The sequence below is a fragment of the Pseudoalteromonas sp. NS-SX12 genome (assembly GCF_057367955.1).
On sequence record NZ_CM170634.1, the window covers coordinates 308,760 to 323,860 of the forward strand.

Below are 15,101 nucleotides of genomic sequence, written 5' to 3' on the forward strand. Positions count from 1 at the left end.
ACCACATACTTAACAGAATTGGTATTATTTATTAAGCTCTAAATAGCGATTCAATATTTAATCCTTGGTGTGTTAACACCTCTTTTAATCGACGCAACGCTTCAACCTGAATTTGTCTTACGCGTTCGCGTGTTAATCCAATTTCTTTGCCTACATCTTCAAGCGTTGAAGGTTCATAGCCAAGCAGTCCAAAGCGTCGTGCTAACACTTCACGCTGTTTCGCATTAAGTTCTTCAAGCCAATGCACAATATTATTGTGAATGTCTTGGTCTTGAATTTCACCTTCAGGACCACGTCCCTTTTCATCTGCAATGATATCTAATAACGCTTTGTCTGAATCACCGCCGATTGGTGTATCAACAGAGCTAATCTTTTCGTTAAGACGCAGCATTTTACTCACATCTTCAACAGGGCGATCAAGCTTCTCTGCTATTTCTTCTGCGGTTGGTTCATGGTCAAGCTTTTGTGTTAATTCTCGTGCTGTGCGTAAATAAACATTAAGCTCTTTAACAACATGGATCGGTAAGCGAATCGTGCGTGTTTGGTTCATAATCGCACGTTCAATGGTTTGACGGATCCACCAAGTTGCATATGTAGAAAATCTAAATCCACGTTCGGGATCAAATTTTTCTACCGCTCTGATCAGGCCTAAATTACCTTCTTCGATGAGATCTAATAGTGCCAGCCCACGATTGTTATAACGACGCGCTATTTTGACCACTAAACGCAGATTACTTTCAATCATGCGTTTTCGTGATGCTTCACATCCTCGTAAGGCCTTGCGTGCAAAGAATACTTCTTCTTCTGCACTAAGTAGTGGTGAAAAGCCGATTTCGCCAAGATAAAGTTGTGTAGCATCTAAATTTTTAACAACTTCTTCTTTTGCGAAGATTTCGTCTTCTGTATCTTCAATTTCTTCCAAAACCTCGTCTTTAACATCCATATCAACGTTTAGTTCTGTACTATTTTCTTTCTTTGTGCGTCCCATAAGCATCCTCCCGAGTCATTCAGTGACCTTTAAACACTAAAACACGTTCGCGCGCCAACTAACTTAGCGTGGCAAATACCTTAATGGGTTAACCGATTTACCTCGGTATCTTACTTCAAACCTCAGTCCAACCGACTTAGCTTCAGAGTTACCCATAGTGGCTATTTTTTGCCTAGCTGTAACTTTTTGCTTTTCTTTTACCAGAATTTTCTGGTTGTGAGCGTATGCCGTTAGATAATCATCATTATGTTTCACTATGATTAAATTGCCATACCCTCTTAACGCACTTCCCGCATAAACAACAATACCGTCTGCTGCTGCAAGAATGTCAGTCCCTAACTTATTTTTTATTAGAATTCCTTTATAGCCGTTTTCTTTTCCTGAAAACTTGCGGGCTATACGACCTTTAGCAGGCCAATACCAGCGCAACTTACCAGATGTTTTCGCTATCTTTTGTTGCTTTTTTAAACTGGCTTGATTTTCAACATACTCTTGTTGTTTTTTCTGATCAAGTGGTTTTTTTAATGAATTGTTATTTTTTTGTTTATTTTTGGTGGACTTGCTACTAGTGACCGTGTATTTTTTAGCCTTTTTTGCACGTTTAGGTGGTGATACTAAGTGTATTATTTGACCAGGAAATATGGTGTAAGGTGCTTTAATGCCATTGATCTTAGCGAGATCACGGAAGTCTTTGTTTGATCTAAAAGCGATCGAGTAAAGGGTTTCACCTTTCTTAACTTTATAGTTACTTCCATTAATTTTAATTTTTTGTTGCGAACTACTCTTACCAGATGAAAGGTTCGCGACCGGCGCCGGCGTTGTTCTGCTACTGCACGCTATTAACTGAAGACAGATTAAGCAAATAAGTAGTTGAGTTAACAGACGCATTAATATCACCTAATTAATTGCGCCAGCAACCAGCGGTACAAATCTTACAGGTTCTAATGTTTGCGTAATAAACTCATTACCTTGACGCTTCACTGCAACTAAGTTCTGTTGCTCATTACCGCCTACTGGAGAAATAAGCACTCCGCCTTCATTAAGCTGTTCCAGTAATGCCTGAGGCAACTCACTCGCTGCGGCTGTAACAATAATTCCGTCATAAGGCGCGTTAGATTGCCAGCCTTGCCAACCATCAGCGTGTTTCATAGTGACATTGAATAAATCAAGCTGGTGTAAACGTCTTTTGGCCTGCCACTGCAATGCTTTAATTCGCTCAACTGAATATACCGAACGAAAACACTGAGCGAGAATTGCGGATTGATAACCTGAGCCAGTGCCAATTTCTAATACCTTGGCATTTGGACCTGTGAGCTGCAACAAAAGCTCAGTCATGCGCGCAACAATAAAAGGCTGAGAAATTGTTTGTCCCAAACCAATAGGTAACGCGGTATTTTGATACGATTTGTGTTTTAACACGTCATCTACAAACAAATGGCGTGGTGTAGCAGCAATCGCATCCAATACTTGCTGAGATCGAATGCCTTGCTCATAAACTAATTGTGCGAGTTGATGCGCACTACGACGATAATTATTCAACACCTGAAATATTCAATCCTTCAACCCAAGATTCCATTTTGGCAAGACTCGATTTTGCCGTCATATCAACCGTCAACGGAGTAACTGATGCGTAATGATTAGCTACCGCAAAAAAATCAGTGCCATCGCCAGCATCTTGCGCTTCACCTAAATGACCATACCAATATATTTTTCGGCCCCACGGATCTATTTGTTCTTGCATGGTTTCAGCTTTGTGACGTGAACCTAAGCGCGTAACCTTAATGCCTTTTAAATCAGCTAGTGGAATATCAGGTACATTCAAATTAATAATTTGGTCCGGACCAAGCGGGTGCGCTTTTATTTCTTTGATAATGGAAACTGCAACGGCAGCTGCGGTATCGTAATGTGCTTCCTGTTTTGAGCACAAAGATACGGCAATCGCTGGCAATCCTAAAAAACGCCCTTCACTGGCGGCTGCCACCGTGCCTGAATACAAGGTATCGTCACCTAAATTAGCGCCATTATTTATGCCCGCCACAACTAAATCTGGCGTAAAATCGAGCAGTTTATTAATTGCCAATTGCACACAGTCACTCGGCGTGCCGTTAACCGATATAAAACCATTATCATATTGATGTGTTCTTAGCGGGTTTAACAAGGTAAGTGAGTTACTTGCACCACTGCAGTTTCTATCAGGTGCAACAACCACCACTTCCGCTATCTGCGATAGGGCGTGATAGAGTACTTCAATCCCTTTTGCGTTTACGCCATCATCATTGCTCAGCAAGATTTTCATTATTATCCTTATTCTTTAAAGAAACATCTTGGCACTCTGCAAGCTCACGCAGTACGGCCGTTGCAAAACACCCTTTCGGCAAACTAAAACTAAACTCTATCATATCTTGCGTTACTTCAAGCACTTCAAATTTTTCAGGATAAAGTCGCATATTCCTACGTTCAGCTTTAAGGCCAAGTTGTGAAAGGTTTTCATGCCAGCTGGCGAATGGTGCTAACCACTCTTTTTCAAGCTCTGTAACGCCCTGATCGCCTTTACCAACCAAAGGTGCCGATAAGTGAATATCCCCACAAGCCAAACGATTAACTGTTTCAAGGCTAATACGCTCTTTAAAAAATGCATTGCTACCATCTAGTAGGAACACTTCTTCGACCATGGTTTTTGCAATACCATATTGCGCAATACGTTGGCTTACAATTTGATTAAAGATATGAGAGCGTGCAGCTGAAATAACAATGCCACGCAGCTTACGATCGTGGATTTCTTTACCTGAGAACAACTGCTCTGCCAGCGTTAAGTTGTGTGCATCATGACCAAAACGCTGTGCACCAAAATAATTAGGCACACCTTGGCGAACCGCATTAATACGTGTCAAAATGTCCTCAACCATACTGCAGCGTCTCAGCGCAATCGTAAAACGGTTCGCTTTATGGCAACCTGTTTTTAACTTTCGATTATGCCTAACTTGCTGAAGTACTTTCACACTGTCGCTATTCAGCGCTGAAAAGTCGATGTGTTTTTTAATCGGCACCGGTACACTGAACCATTGCGATGTCACTGCATTGCGGTCTTTTAAACCAGGGTAACTTACATTGCGAGCTTGTGTGCCCGCAATTTTAGCGATTTGCTTGGCAATATATTGGGTATTTTCTCCCCTTTTTATTACCTGTAAACATACATGCTCGCCACTTCCGCTAAGTTCAAAACCGAGTTCTTCATCTACTCGGAAATCTTCAGCACTGGTTTTAAATTCGGCGGTCGAATTAGGTTTACCGTATAAATAACTTAAGTTATCCATTTACGAGTAACACCACGGCATGGCTTTCAATGCCTTCTTTACGACCAGCAAAGCCTAGTTTTTCAGTTGTTGTCGCTTTCACATTGACTTGGTCGATTTGAATATTTAAATCTTTGGCAATCACTTCACGCATTGCATTTATGTGTGGCGCCATTTTTGGTGCTTGAGCTACAATCGTGATATCAGTATTGCCAACTTGGTAACCGCGCTCAGTCATTAGCGACACTACATGACACAATAAAATTCGGCTATCGATGTTTTCAAATTCTGCGGCGGTATCTGGAAAATGTTTGCCGATATCACCAAGGGCTAGTGCCCCTAGAATTGCATCACACAATGCATGAATCGCTACATCACCATCAGAATGCGCTAAAAAACCAAATTCATAATCAATTTTTACGCCTGCAATTGTTAGCGGTCCTTCACCGCCAAACTTATGCACATCATAACCATGGCCTATTCGCATGTGTTGTTCTCCAAAATTTGCTTCGCAATCAAAAACTCTGCGATTGCAATATCATCAGGGGTAGTCAATTTAATATTATCTGCACGGCTCGATACTAACTGTACTTTTCCACCAGCCCATTCAATAGCTGAGGCTTCATCAGTAATTGCAACGTTTTCGTTTAAAGCATTAGTCAGTGCGGCGGTTAAATCGTTCAGTAAAAACATTTGCGGTGTTTGCGCCTGCCAAAGAGCTTCTCTTGGTACTGTCGCTTCAACAAACTCACTACCCTGCTTTATAGTATCTCGCACCTTACTTGCTAAAATGCCACCACAGTGACGCGATTGACAATGTGAAATGAGTGTACGTATATCGTTCGGTAAAACCAGTGGCCGCGCGGCATCATGTACCAACACCCAGTCAACTGGATGATTAGTTGTTAGGTAATTCAGTGCATTTAATACTGAATCTGCACGTTCCTTACCCCCCAATACAGTTATAACGTTATCGGGTAAGGTTAAATCTGGAAAATAAGCGTCATTTTCACTGATAGCAACAATAATCAATGCATTGGGTATCGTTGCTTTTAGCTTATTAATGGTGTGTTCTAATACCGTTTTGTCGCCAAGTTGAATATATTGCTTTGGCTTATCGGACTGCATTCTTGCCCCAACGCCTGCGGCAGGAACAACAAATGCAAAAGAGGGATTAATATCTTTCATTTTTATGTGTTACGCGAAAAAAGGTTTCGCCTTGTTTAATCATACCCAACTCGTTGCGTGCTCGCTCCTCAATGCCCTCGAGGCCAAGTTTGAGATCTTCCACATCTGCTTTCAGTAATTTGTTTCGTTTTTCTAATCTAGCGTTTACTTTAGTGTGTTGAGTAACGGCAGACTGCAGTTTTTTATAGTCTTTTACGCCGTGATGACCAAACCAAAGTTGGTATTGCAAACTTGCAAATAAACACAAAAGCGCTAACTGAAATAATCGCATAGTGAATTTCTATTTTTGAGTTATAAATGGGTGTTTAAAATCTTGCCAATTAATTCGTGCTGCAAGTAACATTTCGCGTAACGTTAACACTCTGGGTGTTGTTGCCCGGCCGAGTAACCACACATGGCCACAACACGCCGCAGAAAACGCAGTTTTACTTGGTTTTAATACCTGAATACCAACACCTTCTTGTGATTTTCCTGCCTTATCAACCCAACCAAATTGATTGCAGTGAAAACCCGACGCGGTTACTTCATCAACGCTATCGATTCTAACAGTTGAATACTCAGCGTCATATACTAAAACCGGAATAATTAAACCAACAAAGGCGTTTTTCCCAAAAAATAGCGTGTTTTTCTCTAAATCGTACTTAGGTAGGTTACGCGACTGCTTTGCAATCCAACTGCCATTTTGAGTATCTAAAGTTAACGGACTATTGCCATCTAAAATATGACTGGCGGCTTTTTCAATATAATATGGAAGGCTTGCAAAACGACGCTGTAATCGCTCTACATTATTAAATGACTCTTTACTCAAACGATGGATTTCACGAACATAAAACGTATTACACAACGCATTATATGCATTGCTTTTTGACGAACTGCGCCAAAGTTCTGTTTGTTCTTTACACCCTGTTTGCACTTATAAAAAACCCACCAAATACACTTAAGTAACCATAGTACATGATTCTATATTTGGATGTAATATAAGCAGTTGCTTTATCAAAGTATATGCTTAATGAAATTTAACTTAACCTTAATTAAGTAAAGTGAACAGTATGGCAGCAATCGATGAAAAAAACGGACGTTAATGAGTAAAATAAAAGGTTGTAGTTACAAGCAATAAGCGCATCAATCGACGCGCTTGCCTAATTTGGCATAACCAGTTTCTAAAAACTGCACAACTTGATGGCGTTTTTTACCAATCAGTAAACAGCCATCGCTCATAAACAAGAAATTTAACCACGTCGCTTTAAATGTACGCCAATCAGTTTCAATAACATGCTTTCGCGATAAGCAATAATAAACGGTTGTGTTCTCGTCCCAATCAAGGTGATTAATTATTTCTTCAGGAAGCGCTTCGTCATTATCCCACGCAGATTCCCACTTTACTGAGTTACCCCATGTTTTACCATTACCCGGCCAATCTTTAGTGTCGAAAAAATCAGGGTGATCTTTTTCACGGCTGACAAATGTGCACCATAAATTCGTTGCACGGCTATCTGACATTGGCTTTATTTTAGAAAGTAAATTTTCTTCGATAGGCAGTTGTTGATGACGAAATGCCCACGCATATTTAAAGTCATCAAGGGATATGTAATTCATACTCGGTCAAATCAGTAAAAAGTCACGAAACTATACCACAATTGATGTTTAAGCTAAATCACAGTAATGGCAGAGCATAAGGTTGATAGAAAAGTAAAACGCAAAAAATCAGACTAGTTAAAGTTGGCTTGGTAACGTTTGCTGGTACTTACTGTAAATTTCAGCCAGTTTTCCTGACTTTTTTAATTCGGCAAAACGACCATCAAACAGTTGGGCTATTTGTTTACCGCGCTCAGATTTCGAAAACGCCATATACAAATTCAATGAGCCGATATCTATTAATTCAAATTCCGATTTATCAGGCTGCTTAGCCAAATGCGTCGCTAAAATTGTGCGAACATCAATAAAATAATCAACTCGATTATGGCGCACTAAGTTAAACCCACTGTCCGTGCTTTCGGTCGGCACGCCTTTTACTTGGGATTTTAACTCACCACTGAGTAACTCATTTCGATACCCTGAACGCCAAACCCCGACTAGTTCAGGCAGCTGTGTCAATTTCGCAGCATCCAAATGGGCCTTTTTAATTAACACAGAAATTGGTTGGCTTAAAACAATATGCTGCGACATAACGTAATCGCTATTTAACGGCATTGCGCCGGTAAAATCAGCATTGCCAGACTTTACTAATTCTAGCGCTCTTAGCCAAGGCGTATACTGCACATCAAACTCTTGTCCATTGTGAAAAACACTGCGCATTAACTCGTGATATAAACCGGAACCATCTTTATCAGTATAATTTGGCCAAGAGTCAGTAACCCAACGAATTGGGGGTTTAATCTCTTCTTGCTGTGACACACTGTAAGTTGAAAACAACAACAAGCTTAAAAAGCAATAAAATCTAATTTTCACAACGCTTGCTCCAGGATGAATACTACAAAACTAAACTAATTTGCTCTCGTTTACTACTTTTAGCTGCAAGTTTGACCTTTACTTAATCACTTATTATGACAAACTTACAGATCTTACCAGTTTAATTTTCAAAAGGTACTCCGTGCAATTTAATGGTACACAAGATTACATCGCGTCAGATTCACTTAAGCTGGCAGTAAACGCTGCAATTACGCTAGAAAAGCCACTCTTAATCAAAGGTGAACCGGGTACAGGTAAAACCATGTTGGCCGAAGAATTGGCAAAAGCACTCGATACTGAGTTAATTCAGTGGCATATAAAGTCAACAACTAAAGCACAACAAGGCTTATATGAATATGACGCAGTATCACGCTTGCGTGATAGCCAACTCGGCGATGAAAAAGTACACGACATTAGCAATTACATTGTTAAAGGTAAGCTTTGGCAAGCCTTTGAAGCGAAAAAACGCCCTATTCTATTAATTGATGAAATCGACAAAGCTGATATCGAGTTCCCAAATGACTTGTTGTTAGAGCTCGATAAAATGGAGTTCTATGTGTATGAAACACAACAGCGCATAAAAGCAATCGACCGCCCAATAGTTATTATTACCTCTAACAATGAAAAAGAGTTACCCGATGCTTTTTTACGCCGCTGTTTTTTCCACTACATAAACTTTCCAACAGCAGAAGAAATGGCACAGATCATTGAAGTTCACCACCCTAACGTGAAACAGGACTTGCTTGCACAAGCGCTACAAGTTTTCTTTGGGTTACGTGATGTAAATGGCCTTAAAAAGAAACCATCTACTAGTGAATTAATCGACTGGCTTAAATTGTTACTTGCCGAAGATATAGACGCACAAACCTTGCATGATAAAACTCAAAAAGGCGGACTTATGCCACTTTTTGGCGCACTGCTTAAAAATGAGCAAGATGTAAGCCTTATCGAAAAACTCGCATTTCTCGCTAAGCGTTAACACTTATGCTGATTGCGTTTTTTTTCACATTAAAAAAACACCGCGTAAATGTGAGCGTGCGTGAACTGTTGGATTTAATCAATGCATTAAAAAAACAGGTCATATTTGCCAATATCGACGATTTTTATCACTTGGCAAAACTGTGTCTAGTCAAAGACGAAACGCAGTTTGATAAATTTGATCGCGCTTTCGCTGAATATTTTGAAGGGGTTGAGGCTGTTGATATTTTCTCTAAGCTGCAAACCCAACATCAACTTCCCGATGCGTGGTTAAAAAAGGAATTTGAAAAGCACCTTAGCCAAGAAGAAAAAGACAAAATTGAGGCCCTAGGTGGCCTTGATAAACTTATGAAAACCTTGGCGGAACGCTTAAAAGAGCAACAAAAAAGGCATGCCGGTGGTAATAAATGGGTTGGCACTGGCGGCACCTCCCCGTTTGGTGCCTATGGTTATAATCCTGAAGGCATACGCATTGGGCAAGATGGCAACAATCATCGCCGTGCTGTAAAAGTGTGGGATAAACGTCAGTTCAAAAACCTTGATCAAGACGCCGATATTAGCTCGCGTACCATGAAACTCGCACTTAAAAAGCTCAGAAAGTTTGCCCGTAGCGGTGAAAGTGACGAACTTGATTTGAATAACACAATTAGTGCAACAGCAAAACAAGGCGGTATGCTCGATGTAAAAATGAAACCTGAGCGCCACAATGCCGTAAAAGTACTTATGTTCTTTGATATTGGTGGCTCGATGGATGACTATATTCACACCTGTGAGCAACTGTTTAGCGCTGCACACTCTGAATTTAAACACCTAGAGTTTTTCTATTTTCATAACTGCTTATATGAAAACGTATGGCAAGATAACAAGCGCCGTTACAGTGAAGTATTGGATACCTTAACAATCATCAACCGCTTTGCGAGCGACTATAAAGTGATTTTTGTTGGTGATGCAACAATGGGGCCTTACGAGATTGATTACTCCGGTGGCAGTGTTGAACATTGGAATGAAGAGCCAGGCAGAGTATGGCTTGAAAGAATAACGCAACACTTTAGTAATGTAGTTTGGCTTAATCCACAACCAAAACAATATTGGCACTACTACCCTTCAATTGGCATTATTGAGCACTTAATGGAAAAGCGCATGTTTCCCCTTACGCTAGATGGGATCGGGCAAGCAATTAAAAGTTTAAATTAGCGCTTACTGCGACTTTACTTTATCTCAATTTGATTAGTAGGATAAAACCCTAATTATAAAATAAAGCATATAAAATGGATAAGCACACGGTTACAGAGTACTTTCTGAGTAAGCCTTTCACGAGCGTAAGCCAACCGTTTGGAGAAGGCGTAGACGTTTTTAAAGTCAAAGATAAAATGTTTGCGACCCTATCGCTTGGTAACGGTAATGAGAAAGATACAAATGGCAAAATGGCGGGTCACTATTGCATTAATTTAAAATGCGACCCCGATGAAGCACTTATGCTCCGCGATATTTTTGACGCTGTTATTCCAGGCTATCATATGAATAAAAAGCTTTGGAATACCGTGATTCTTGATGGTTCAATGCCAAAAGGTGAAATTGAGCGCCTTATAGATAATTCGTTTTTATTGGTTGTTAGTAAAATGACCAAAGCAGATAGAGAAATGATATCACTTCACCTATGACCATAAGTAATCTCAAATCTCTGTCATCGATATAATTCATCTAGTTACTGACATTTTATACCCAATCATACCCAAGCCTAACGTTAAAAAATATTCACAGTTTCTTTAACGCTTTAGAGAAAATGTAAGCAAATAAAAGCAGGGCTTTGCCCCGCTTTTATTTCAAAAGTTAAGAACTCAAATTACAGGTATTGGAATCCCAAAAACTGAAACTTACCTGTGGATGATCCGTCAGGGTCTGGCCCAACTACCGACTCACCCAAATACACATCATAGTGAAATGCACCACTACCTGTTATTGACACTGTCTTCCCTAAAATCGCCCCCATAAAATCAGCTGATGATGTAACTGTGACGTCTGTTTTTGGCGCATAAACGGCAGCATATATGTCTTCTGTGCCACCCTGAATTGCAATACCATCACCAACGTAATCGCTAAAAATGCTTAATACTGGAAGTTTGTCAGGATTAGTTAAACCAACATCTGGAGTGTAAATTTCACCACCGCCACCTACTTCAAACGTACCTTGAATTATAATCATTAGGCTACTGCCATCAGGGATCGTTAAAGTAGATTGCCCACCCATTTCAAAATCCCCTTTTATAAACCAAACCACGTGCGAATTATCAGCAATTTTAATATGACCTTTAACAGATACATTATCGACCATAATCACGTTACGTTCTAAACTTAGAAAAGTAGCTCTGACGCTTTCAAGTGAAGCAACACTGCCTTGATTTGTTGAGTTTCTATCAACTGAAAATTCAGCACTTGTTTCGCCAATAACAAACACATCTCCACTACCTGAACCACTGACAAATAAATCACCGTTCGATACATAATCTTGATTAATATCTGACATTTGACTGTCAATATTCAAAGGGTCGCATTGCACTTCACTGTCTTCGCCACCATCATCAAATGGGATCTCCTCCAGCGGCTCTATTTCGTCAAACAAGGCAATGATGTTTTCTTCCGTATCGTGGTAATCACCCAAACCAAAATCTGTGTGCTCGATAAAACTACCGGTGCCAGCATACAATAAATCATCGTTAGATATAGTGGTTCCCCATTTAGGTAAGCTAACATCACCTACAACACGTACACCACCATCGACGCGACCATAGGTTTGTATAAAATTACCAAAAGTTTGAACGCCAAATGATAAGTTTGATGTCTCATAATCAATAATTGCATTATTCAAAAAGACATTACCTTTGCTATAAACACCACCATAAATAGTCTCACCCGTTATATCGATGTTAGATGGATCGCTTGAGCTGCCCGCAACAGGTGACGAAATTACATCACCGCCAACAACAACTTGTGATAAGGTAATATAGTTATTGCTTTGAATTGAACCGCCGATAATCGTATTTTTTACATCAACATAATCTAAGGCGCTTACATCACCACCAATAAAGCTTGATGCGCTTGTAATATCGACAAAACCGTTAGTACTTAGATTACCTGAAATAGAGGCCGAGCCACCAAATATCACATTACTGGTAGCCTTCACATCACCTTGAATATCGGCACCACCTTTAATAGTAATAACACCAATATCTGAAACAGTACTTACCGTAACCGCATCCCCAATGTTATCTCCACCATATGCACCATCTTGGGAGTTATAACTATCTGCTTCGCCACTGCCGCCCAATACAACGCCATCACAACCAGTTAACCCCGTAGCAAATGGCGATGGGTAATTAACCAAGTTTCCCGGTACAAATTTAAAAACAGCACTCAGTGTATCTCGCCCTTCGAACTGGCTGCCTTGAGTTTTAAATGTAAATACATCACCCGATACCGAAGTTAGCTCACTACTATATTTGCTATGATCAGATAGTCCCGTATCTGACATCATATCGGTATTTGCCGCCAGCGCTTCGACAAAATCATCTAACTCCATGTAAGGGTTAGCTTTAATCATATTTTCAACTTCTTCACGAATATTTAACACACCAAGCTCAGCTGTATGTCGAGAGTTCATTTTCTTGTGAAAATTACCTGACAACCGCTCTTGTATAAAATTATCCTTCAATGAGCCAGCAACTAAGACACTCGCCATCATGACAAGCATCATAACGCTTAATAAAGCAAACCCTTTATTTGGATGAGAACACAACATTAGTTTGTCTCCTCCATTAAAATTTTACTGCTTACAGCGATATCAATTCTTACTCCATTTGGCAAATCTGCAATTGGAAAATCGTTCGGTAAAACGGTAATTTGAACCAAGTTCCCATTAATCGCAAAAGACATATTTGCGATTCCCTGAAGAATAACCACTTCGCCATTACCAGCGTTACAGAGTAGGTTTGGAACTTCAAATCGGTATGATTCTGTGTAAGGCGCAGCAACAGGCACAGTGCCATCACACGCAACTGAACCGACTTTATCTTGAATCACGCGAATATTGTCAGGTGCAGTCGATACGGGGGAAACCAGTGTTTGTTTCAAACTTCTGCTAAATACTTCTGTTGTGTAACGGAGCACCTCTTGCGTGTTTTCTATATTTTTAGATAAATTAATCGAATCGGAAATTCCGATATAGGCAAATCCAGTTCCAGCTATTAAGCTCATCGAAACAGCCATAGCTACCATCAACTCAACAAGTGAAAAACCTGATACCGTTTTCATGAACAAACCCTCGGAAGCTTAACCTGTAACGCTGCACTGTTAGCTAGATTGTCGGTCATTCGTTCATCGTTCCAGCTAACTAGAACTTCAAAGTCATCGATGTCAAAACCATTAGGAAACTCAACTGTGTATTTGTTTGTTTGAGCAGCTACATCAAGATCTGCAAGTTCAATATTGCCATTTTGTAAATCGCATAAATTAGCCCAAGACTGTTCGACTGCATTATTCGCCTGTATCAACGATAAAGTATAATCAAGGCTGCTAGCAGCATATTGCAATGACTTAACTTGACCCACTCCAAGACTAAGTAATGCAATCGCTGAAACAACCGTTGCAACCATAGCCTCCACAAGCGAAAACCCAGACTGTTTTTTATGGAGTTTCATTGATACAAGCTCCCTTAGTTAATTGGCTTTGCCCACTCACTAACACAGCAAAGCAACGGTCTCGAGTATCGGCATCATCATCAACGATACTTAGATTTATGCTTGTCGTCTCACCCGAGGCACGCACAGTCATATTTGCCAGCCCTTCAACTTTAATGTTTTCGTAATTACTACTAAAAACCATAATAGTTTCGCCATCAAGCTGGACGTGCCAATCAGCTCCTGAAACTACCAGTTCAATATCCGACTCCCGCTTAACTGCTTCACTGCGAGCAAACTTAAACGTGCTGGTTAGTTGATTTGCAGTAGCAACGAGTCTGTCCGATTTAATGGTGGTAATCATAGAAGGAATTGCAACAGTACTTAGAATGCCAACAATACTTGAAACAACTGCTAACTCTATTAAGGTATATCCATTTTTCATAACGTCACCTCAACGCCAGCACGTGTCGAGAGAAGCAGTTGTGGTGCCTTGTTGGTTAACAGACAAGTCACCGCATTTATCGTCTGATTGTGGTCCTTTGGGACTTGCATTCAAGGTGAATGCTGTGTCGCTATCACGTGAATACGTAAAAGCATAATAATCAGATGTTTCAGGAGTAATAGCATCTTCGGCGGGGTATTCACCAAGGCGTGTATAGTTTCTCTCAAGCGTGCCTGAGAGCTGAAGTAAATATTGCTGCGCGTCTACTCTGCGACTTTCCTTAACGTATTCAGTATATGCTGGCAAAGCTACCGCTGTTAAAATACCAATGATTGCAACCACTATCATTATTTCAACAAGTGTAAAGCCGCTATTTTTTTGCATTTCCTCACTCCTAAAAGCGCACTATGAAATGCAAATCCGTTTGTCAGTGCAGTCTTATAAGTATAGAAAAGCCTAAAAAATAGACAAAACAAAATAGTCTCTTTTTGCTGTATTGAGCAAATTTGAGCCCCATTTTGCTAAGCAAACATTTAATTAGTAACCAAAATTTAAATCTAATAATTTTCCAATAATTTTTGGGAATATTTCTCAGTATCGAGTACAACATTCACTTCACGGGCTTTTGCATCAAGTTCGGCTTGCCAAATACTTAACTCTTCCATCGTAATGGTATTGTCATCAAGCTGCCAAAGCTGACGAGAACCGGCATACGAGTAGTTAATTATCTGCATGGCAATAACATCGCCTTGCTCAACCGCAGCTTTTAACTTACGCATTTTACGGGTAATGTAATTTAGCTGTTTTTTCAGCTCCCAAACATACGTTACTTCTGTCATAAAATCGTGATGTTTATATTTTTTTAACACGCTTCCAATCACTAAACAGCTAATCACGACTCCTGCAAGGTTCCAGTGGAAATGACCCCCTTGCTCATTCGGTAAAACGGCGATGAGCCCTTGTGCAATACCCAAACTGCCGACAACGAGTGCCACAATGCAGCCAACAATCACTTTATTTAAATGATTGCGATAACGAGCTTTATTGATCTCTTGTAATTTCATGCGCGTAAAACCTATAAATTATTC

The 15,101-nt window shown here is 40.1% G+C and carries 20 protein-coding genes; 3 read left to right on the plus strand and 17 right to left on the minus strand.

Going from position 1 to position 15,101, the window contains the following annotated elements; translation table 11 throughout:
* Positions 1-31: 31 nt before the first annotated feature.
* From rpoS to AC2IOM_RS01520, 11 genes are all read right to left on the minus strand, one after another.
* Positions 32-988 (minus strand): RNA polymerase sigma factor RpoS, encoded by a 957-nt coding sequence (gene rpoS, locus AC2IOM_RS01470; protein ID WP_010560934.1) that lies wholly within the window; start codon positions 986-988, stop codon positions 32-34.
* Positions 989-1,051: 63 nt separating this feature from the next.
* The gene (locus AC2IOM_RS01475) at positions 1,052-1,876 is read right to left on the minus strand and encodes a peptidoglycan DD-metalloendopeptidase family protein (RefSeq protein WP_100912729.1); all 825 of its coding nucleotides are present in this window, start codon (positions 1,874-1,876) and stop codon (positions 1,052-1,054) included.
* 9 nt (positions 1,877-1,885) lie between these two features.
* Entirely contained in the window at positions 1,886-2,530 is a 645-nt protein-coding gene (locus AC2IOM_RS01480) for a protein-L-isoaspartate(D-aspartate) O-methyltransferase (RefSeq protein WP_486358900.1), read from the minus strand.
* A complete protein-coding gene (gene surE / locus AC2IOM_RS01485; RefSeq protein ID WP_010560937.1) occupies positions 2,520-3,284 on the minus strand; it encodes a 5'/3'-nucleotidase SurE in 765 nt (254 codons plus the stop codon). The genes AC2IOM_RS01480 and surE overlap by 11 nt, the downstream gene beginning before the upstream one ends.
* Positions 3,262-4,302, minus strand: a complete 1,041-nt coding sequence (truD, locus tag AC2IOM_RS01490) for a tRNA pseudouridine(13) synthase TruD (RefSeq protein ID WP_486358901.1) — start codon at positions 4,300-4,302, stop codon at positions 3,262-3,264. Before truD ends, surE begins: the two co-directional genes overlap by 23 nt.
* Positions 4,295-4,768 carry a 2-C-methyl-D-erythritol 2,4-cyclodiphosphate synthase gene (gene ispF, locus AC2IOM_RS01495; RefSeq protein WP_486358902.1) on the minus strand — a complete coding sequence of 158 codons (474 nt, stop codon included), beginning with the start codon at positions 4,766-4,768 and terminating at the stop codon, positions 4,295-4,297. The genes truD and ispF overlap by 8 nt, the downstream gene beginning before the upstream one ends.
* Positions 4,759-5,469, minus strand: coding sequence for a 2-C-methyl-D-erythritol 4-phosphate cytidylyltransferase (ispD, locus tag AC2IOM_RS01500; protein ID WP_486358903.1), 711 nt, complete (start codon positions 5,467-5,469; stop codon positions 4,759-4,761). Before ispD ends, ispF begins: the two co-directional genes overlap by 10 nt.
* Entirely contained in the window at positions 5,456-5,740 is a 285-nt protein-coding gene (gene ftsB / locus AC2IOM_RS01505; protein WP_486358904.1) for a cell division protein FtsB, read from the minus strand. Before ftsB ends, ispD begins: the two co-directional genes overlap by 14 nt.
* A gap of 9 nt (positions 5,741-5,749) precedes the next feature.
* A complete protein-coding gene (locus AC2IOM_RS01510) occupies positions 5,750-6,382 on the minus strand; it encodes a hypothetical protein (RefSeq protein ID WP_475148268.1) in 633 nt (210 codons plus the stop codon).
* Between the two features lie 209 nt (positions 6,383-6,591).
* Positions 6,592-7,065 carry a DUF2947 family protein gene (locus AC2IOM_RS01515; protein WP_010560948.1) on the minus strand — a complete coding sequence of 158 codons (474 nt, stop codon included), beginning with the start codon at positions 7,063-7,065 and terminating at the stop codon, positions 6,592-6,594.
* A 117-nt stretch (positions 7,066-7,182) separates the two neighbouring features.
* Positions 7,183-7,917 (minus strand): substrate-binding periplasmic protein, encoded by a 735-nt coding sequence (locus AC2IOM_RS01520; RefSeq protein ID WP_486358905.1) that lies wholly within the window; start codon positions 7,915-7,917, stop codon positions 7,183-7,185.
* A 142-nt stretch (positions 7,918-8,059) separates the two neighbouring features.
* On the opposite strand from AC2IOM_RS01520, the gene AC2IOM_RS01525 reads away from it, so the two are divergent.
* From AC2IOM_RS01525 to AC2IOM_RS01535, 3 genes are all read left to right on the plus strand, one after another.
* Entirely contained in the window at positions 8,060-8,896 is an 837-nt protein-coding gene (locus AC2IOM_RS01525) for an AAA family ATPase (RefSeq protein ID WP_486358906.1), read from the plus strand.
* A gap of 5 nt (positions 8,897-8,901) precedes the next feature.
* The gene (locus AC2IOM_RS01530) at positions 8,902-10,089 is read left to right on the plus strand and encodes a vWA domain-containing protein (RefSeq protein ID WP_486358907.1); all 1,188 of its coding nucleotides are present in this window, start codon (positions 8,902-8,904) and stop codon (positions 10,087-10,089) included.
* A gap of 74 nt (positions 10,090-10,163) precedes the next feature.
* On the plus strand, positions 10,164-10,556 hold the full coding sequence (locus AC2IOM_RS01535; protein WP_486358908.1) for an MmcQ/YjbR family DNA-binding protein: 393 nt from the start codon (positions 10,164-10,166) through the stop codon (positions 10,554-10,556).
* Between the two features lie 182 nt (positions 10,557-10,738).
* Here AC2IOM_RS01535 and AC2IOM_RS01540 read toward each other — a convergent pair whose 3' ends face one another.
* From AC2IOM_RS01540 to AC2IOM_RS01565, 6 genes are all read right to left on the minus strand, one after another.
* Positions 10,739-12,691: a DUF7305 domain-containing protein gene (locus AC2IOM_RS01540; RefSeq protein ID WP_486358909.1), complete on the minus strand. Its 1,953-nt coding sequence runs from the start codon at positions 12,689-12,691 to the stop codon at positions 10,739-10,741.
* Complete coding sequence (locus AC2IOM_RS01545; protein WP_486358910.1) at positions 12,691-13,203, minus strand: PilW family protein; 513 nt, start codon at positions 13,201-13,203, stop codon at positions 12,691-12,693. The genes AC2IOM_RS01540 and AC2IOM_RS01545 overlap by 1 nt, the downstream gene beginning before the upstream one ends.
* Positions 13,200-13,589, minus strand: a complete 390-nt coding sequence (locus AC2IOM_RS01550; protein ID WP_100912718.1) for a type IV pilus modification PilV family protein — start codon at positions 13,587-13,589, stop codon at positions 13,200-13,202. The genes AC2IOM_RS01545 and AC2IOM_RS01550 overlap by 4 nt, the downstream gene beginning before the upstream one ends.
* The gene (locus tag AC2IOM_RS01555) at positions 13,576-14,013 is read right to left on the minus strand and encodes a GspH/FimT family pseudopilin (RefSeq protein ID WP_486358911.1); all 438 of its coding nucleotides are present in this window, start codon (positions 14,011-14,013) and stop codon (positions 13,576-13,578) included. Before AC2IOM_RS01555 ends, AC2IOM_RS01550 begins: the two co-directional genes overlap by 14 nt.
* A gap of 9 nt (positions 14,014-14,022) precedes the next feature.
* A complete protein-coding gene (locus AC2IOM_RS01560; protein ID WP_486358912.1) occupies positions 14,023-14,397 on the minus strand; it encodes a type IV pilin protein in 375 nt (124 codons plus the stop codon).
* Positions 14,398-14,570: 173 nt separating this feature from the next.
* The gene (locus AC2IOM_RS01565) at positions 14,571-15,077 is read right to left on the minus strand and encodes a DUF3087 domain-containing protein (RefSeq protein WP_486358913.1); all 507 of its coding nucleotides are present in this window, start codon (positions 15,075-15,077) and stop codon (positions 14,571-14,573) included.
* Positions 15,078-15,101: the final 24 nt, after the last annotated feature.

What these genes read in the sequence shown, in the direction of transcription:
- rpoS (WP_010560934.1), bottom strand. Translation starts at nt 988, where the DNA reads ATGGGACGCACAAAGAAAGAAAATAGTACAGAACTAAACGTTGATATG.
- AC2IOM_RS01475 (WP_100912729.1), bottom strand. Translation starts at nt 1,876, where the DNA reads ATGCGTCTGTTAACTCAACTACTTATTTGCTTAATCTGTCTTCAGTTA.
- surE (WP_010560937.1), bottom strand. Translation starts at nt 3,284, where the DNA reads ATGAAAATCTTGCTGAGCAATGATGATGGCGTAAACGCAAAAGGGATT.
- truD (WP_486358901.1), bottom strand. Translation starts at nt 4,302, where the DNA reads ATGGATAACTTAAGTTATTTATACGGTAAACCTAATTCGACCGCCGAA.
- ispF (WP_486358902.1), bottom strand. Translation starts at nt 4,768, where the DNA reads ATGCGAATAGGCCATGGTTATGATGTGCATAAGTTTGGCGGTGAAGGA.
- ispD (WP_486358903.1), bottom strand. Translation starts at nt 5,469, where the DNA reads ATGAAAGATATTAATCCCTCTTTTGCATTTGTTGTTCCTGCCGCAGGC.
- ftsB (WP_486358904.1), bottom strand. Translation starts at nt 5,740, where the DNA reads ATGCGATTATTTCAGTTAGCGCTTTTGTGTTTATTTGCAAGTTTGCAA.
- AC2IOM_RS01515 (WP_010560948.1), bottom strand. Translation starts at nt 7,065, where the DNA reads ATGAATTACATATCCCTTGATGACTTTAAATATGCGTGGGCATTTCGT.
- AC2IOM_RS01530 (WP_486358907.1), top strand. Translation starts at nt 8,902, where the DNA reads ATGCTGATTGCGTTTTTTTTCACATTAAAAAAACACCGCGTAAATGTG.
- AC2IOM_RS01535 (WP_486358908.1), top strand. Translation starts at nt 10,164, where the DNA reads ATGGATAAGCACACGGTTACAGAGTACTTTCTGAGTAAGCCTTTCACG.
- AC2IOM_RS01540 (WP_486358909.1), bottom strand. Translation starts at nt 12,691, where the DNA reads ATGTTGTGTTCTCATCCAAATAAAGGGTTTGCTTTATTAAGCGTTATG.
- AC2IOM_RS01545 (WP_486358910.1), bottom strand. Translation starts at nt 13,203, where the DNA reads ATGAAAACGGTATCAGGTTTTTCACTTGTTGAGTTGATGGTAGCTATG.
- AC2IOM_RS01550 (WP_100912718.1), bottom strand. Translation starts at nt 13,589, where the DNA reads ATGAAACTCCATAAAAAACAGTCTGGGTTTTCGCTTGTGGAGGCTATG.
- AC2IOM_RS01555 (WP_486358911.1), bottom strand. Translation starts at nt 14,013, where the DNA reads ATGAAAAATGGATATACCTTAATAGAGTTAGCAGTTGTTTCAAGTATT.
- AC2IOM_RS01560 (WP_486358912.1), bottom strand. Translation starts at nt 14,397, where the DNA reads ATGCAAAAAAATAGCGGCTTTACACTTGTTGAAATAATGATAGTGGTT.
- AC2IOM_RS01565 (WP_486358913.1), bottom strand. Translation starts at nt 15,077, where the DNA reads ATGAAATTACAAGAGATCAATAAAGCTCGTTATCGCAATCATTTAAAT.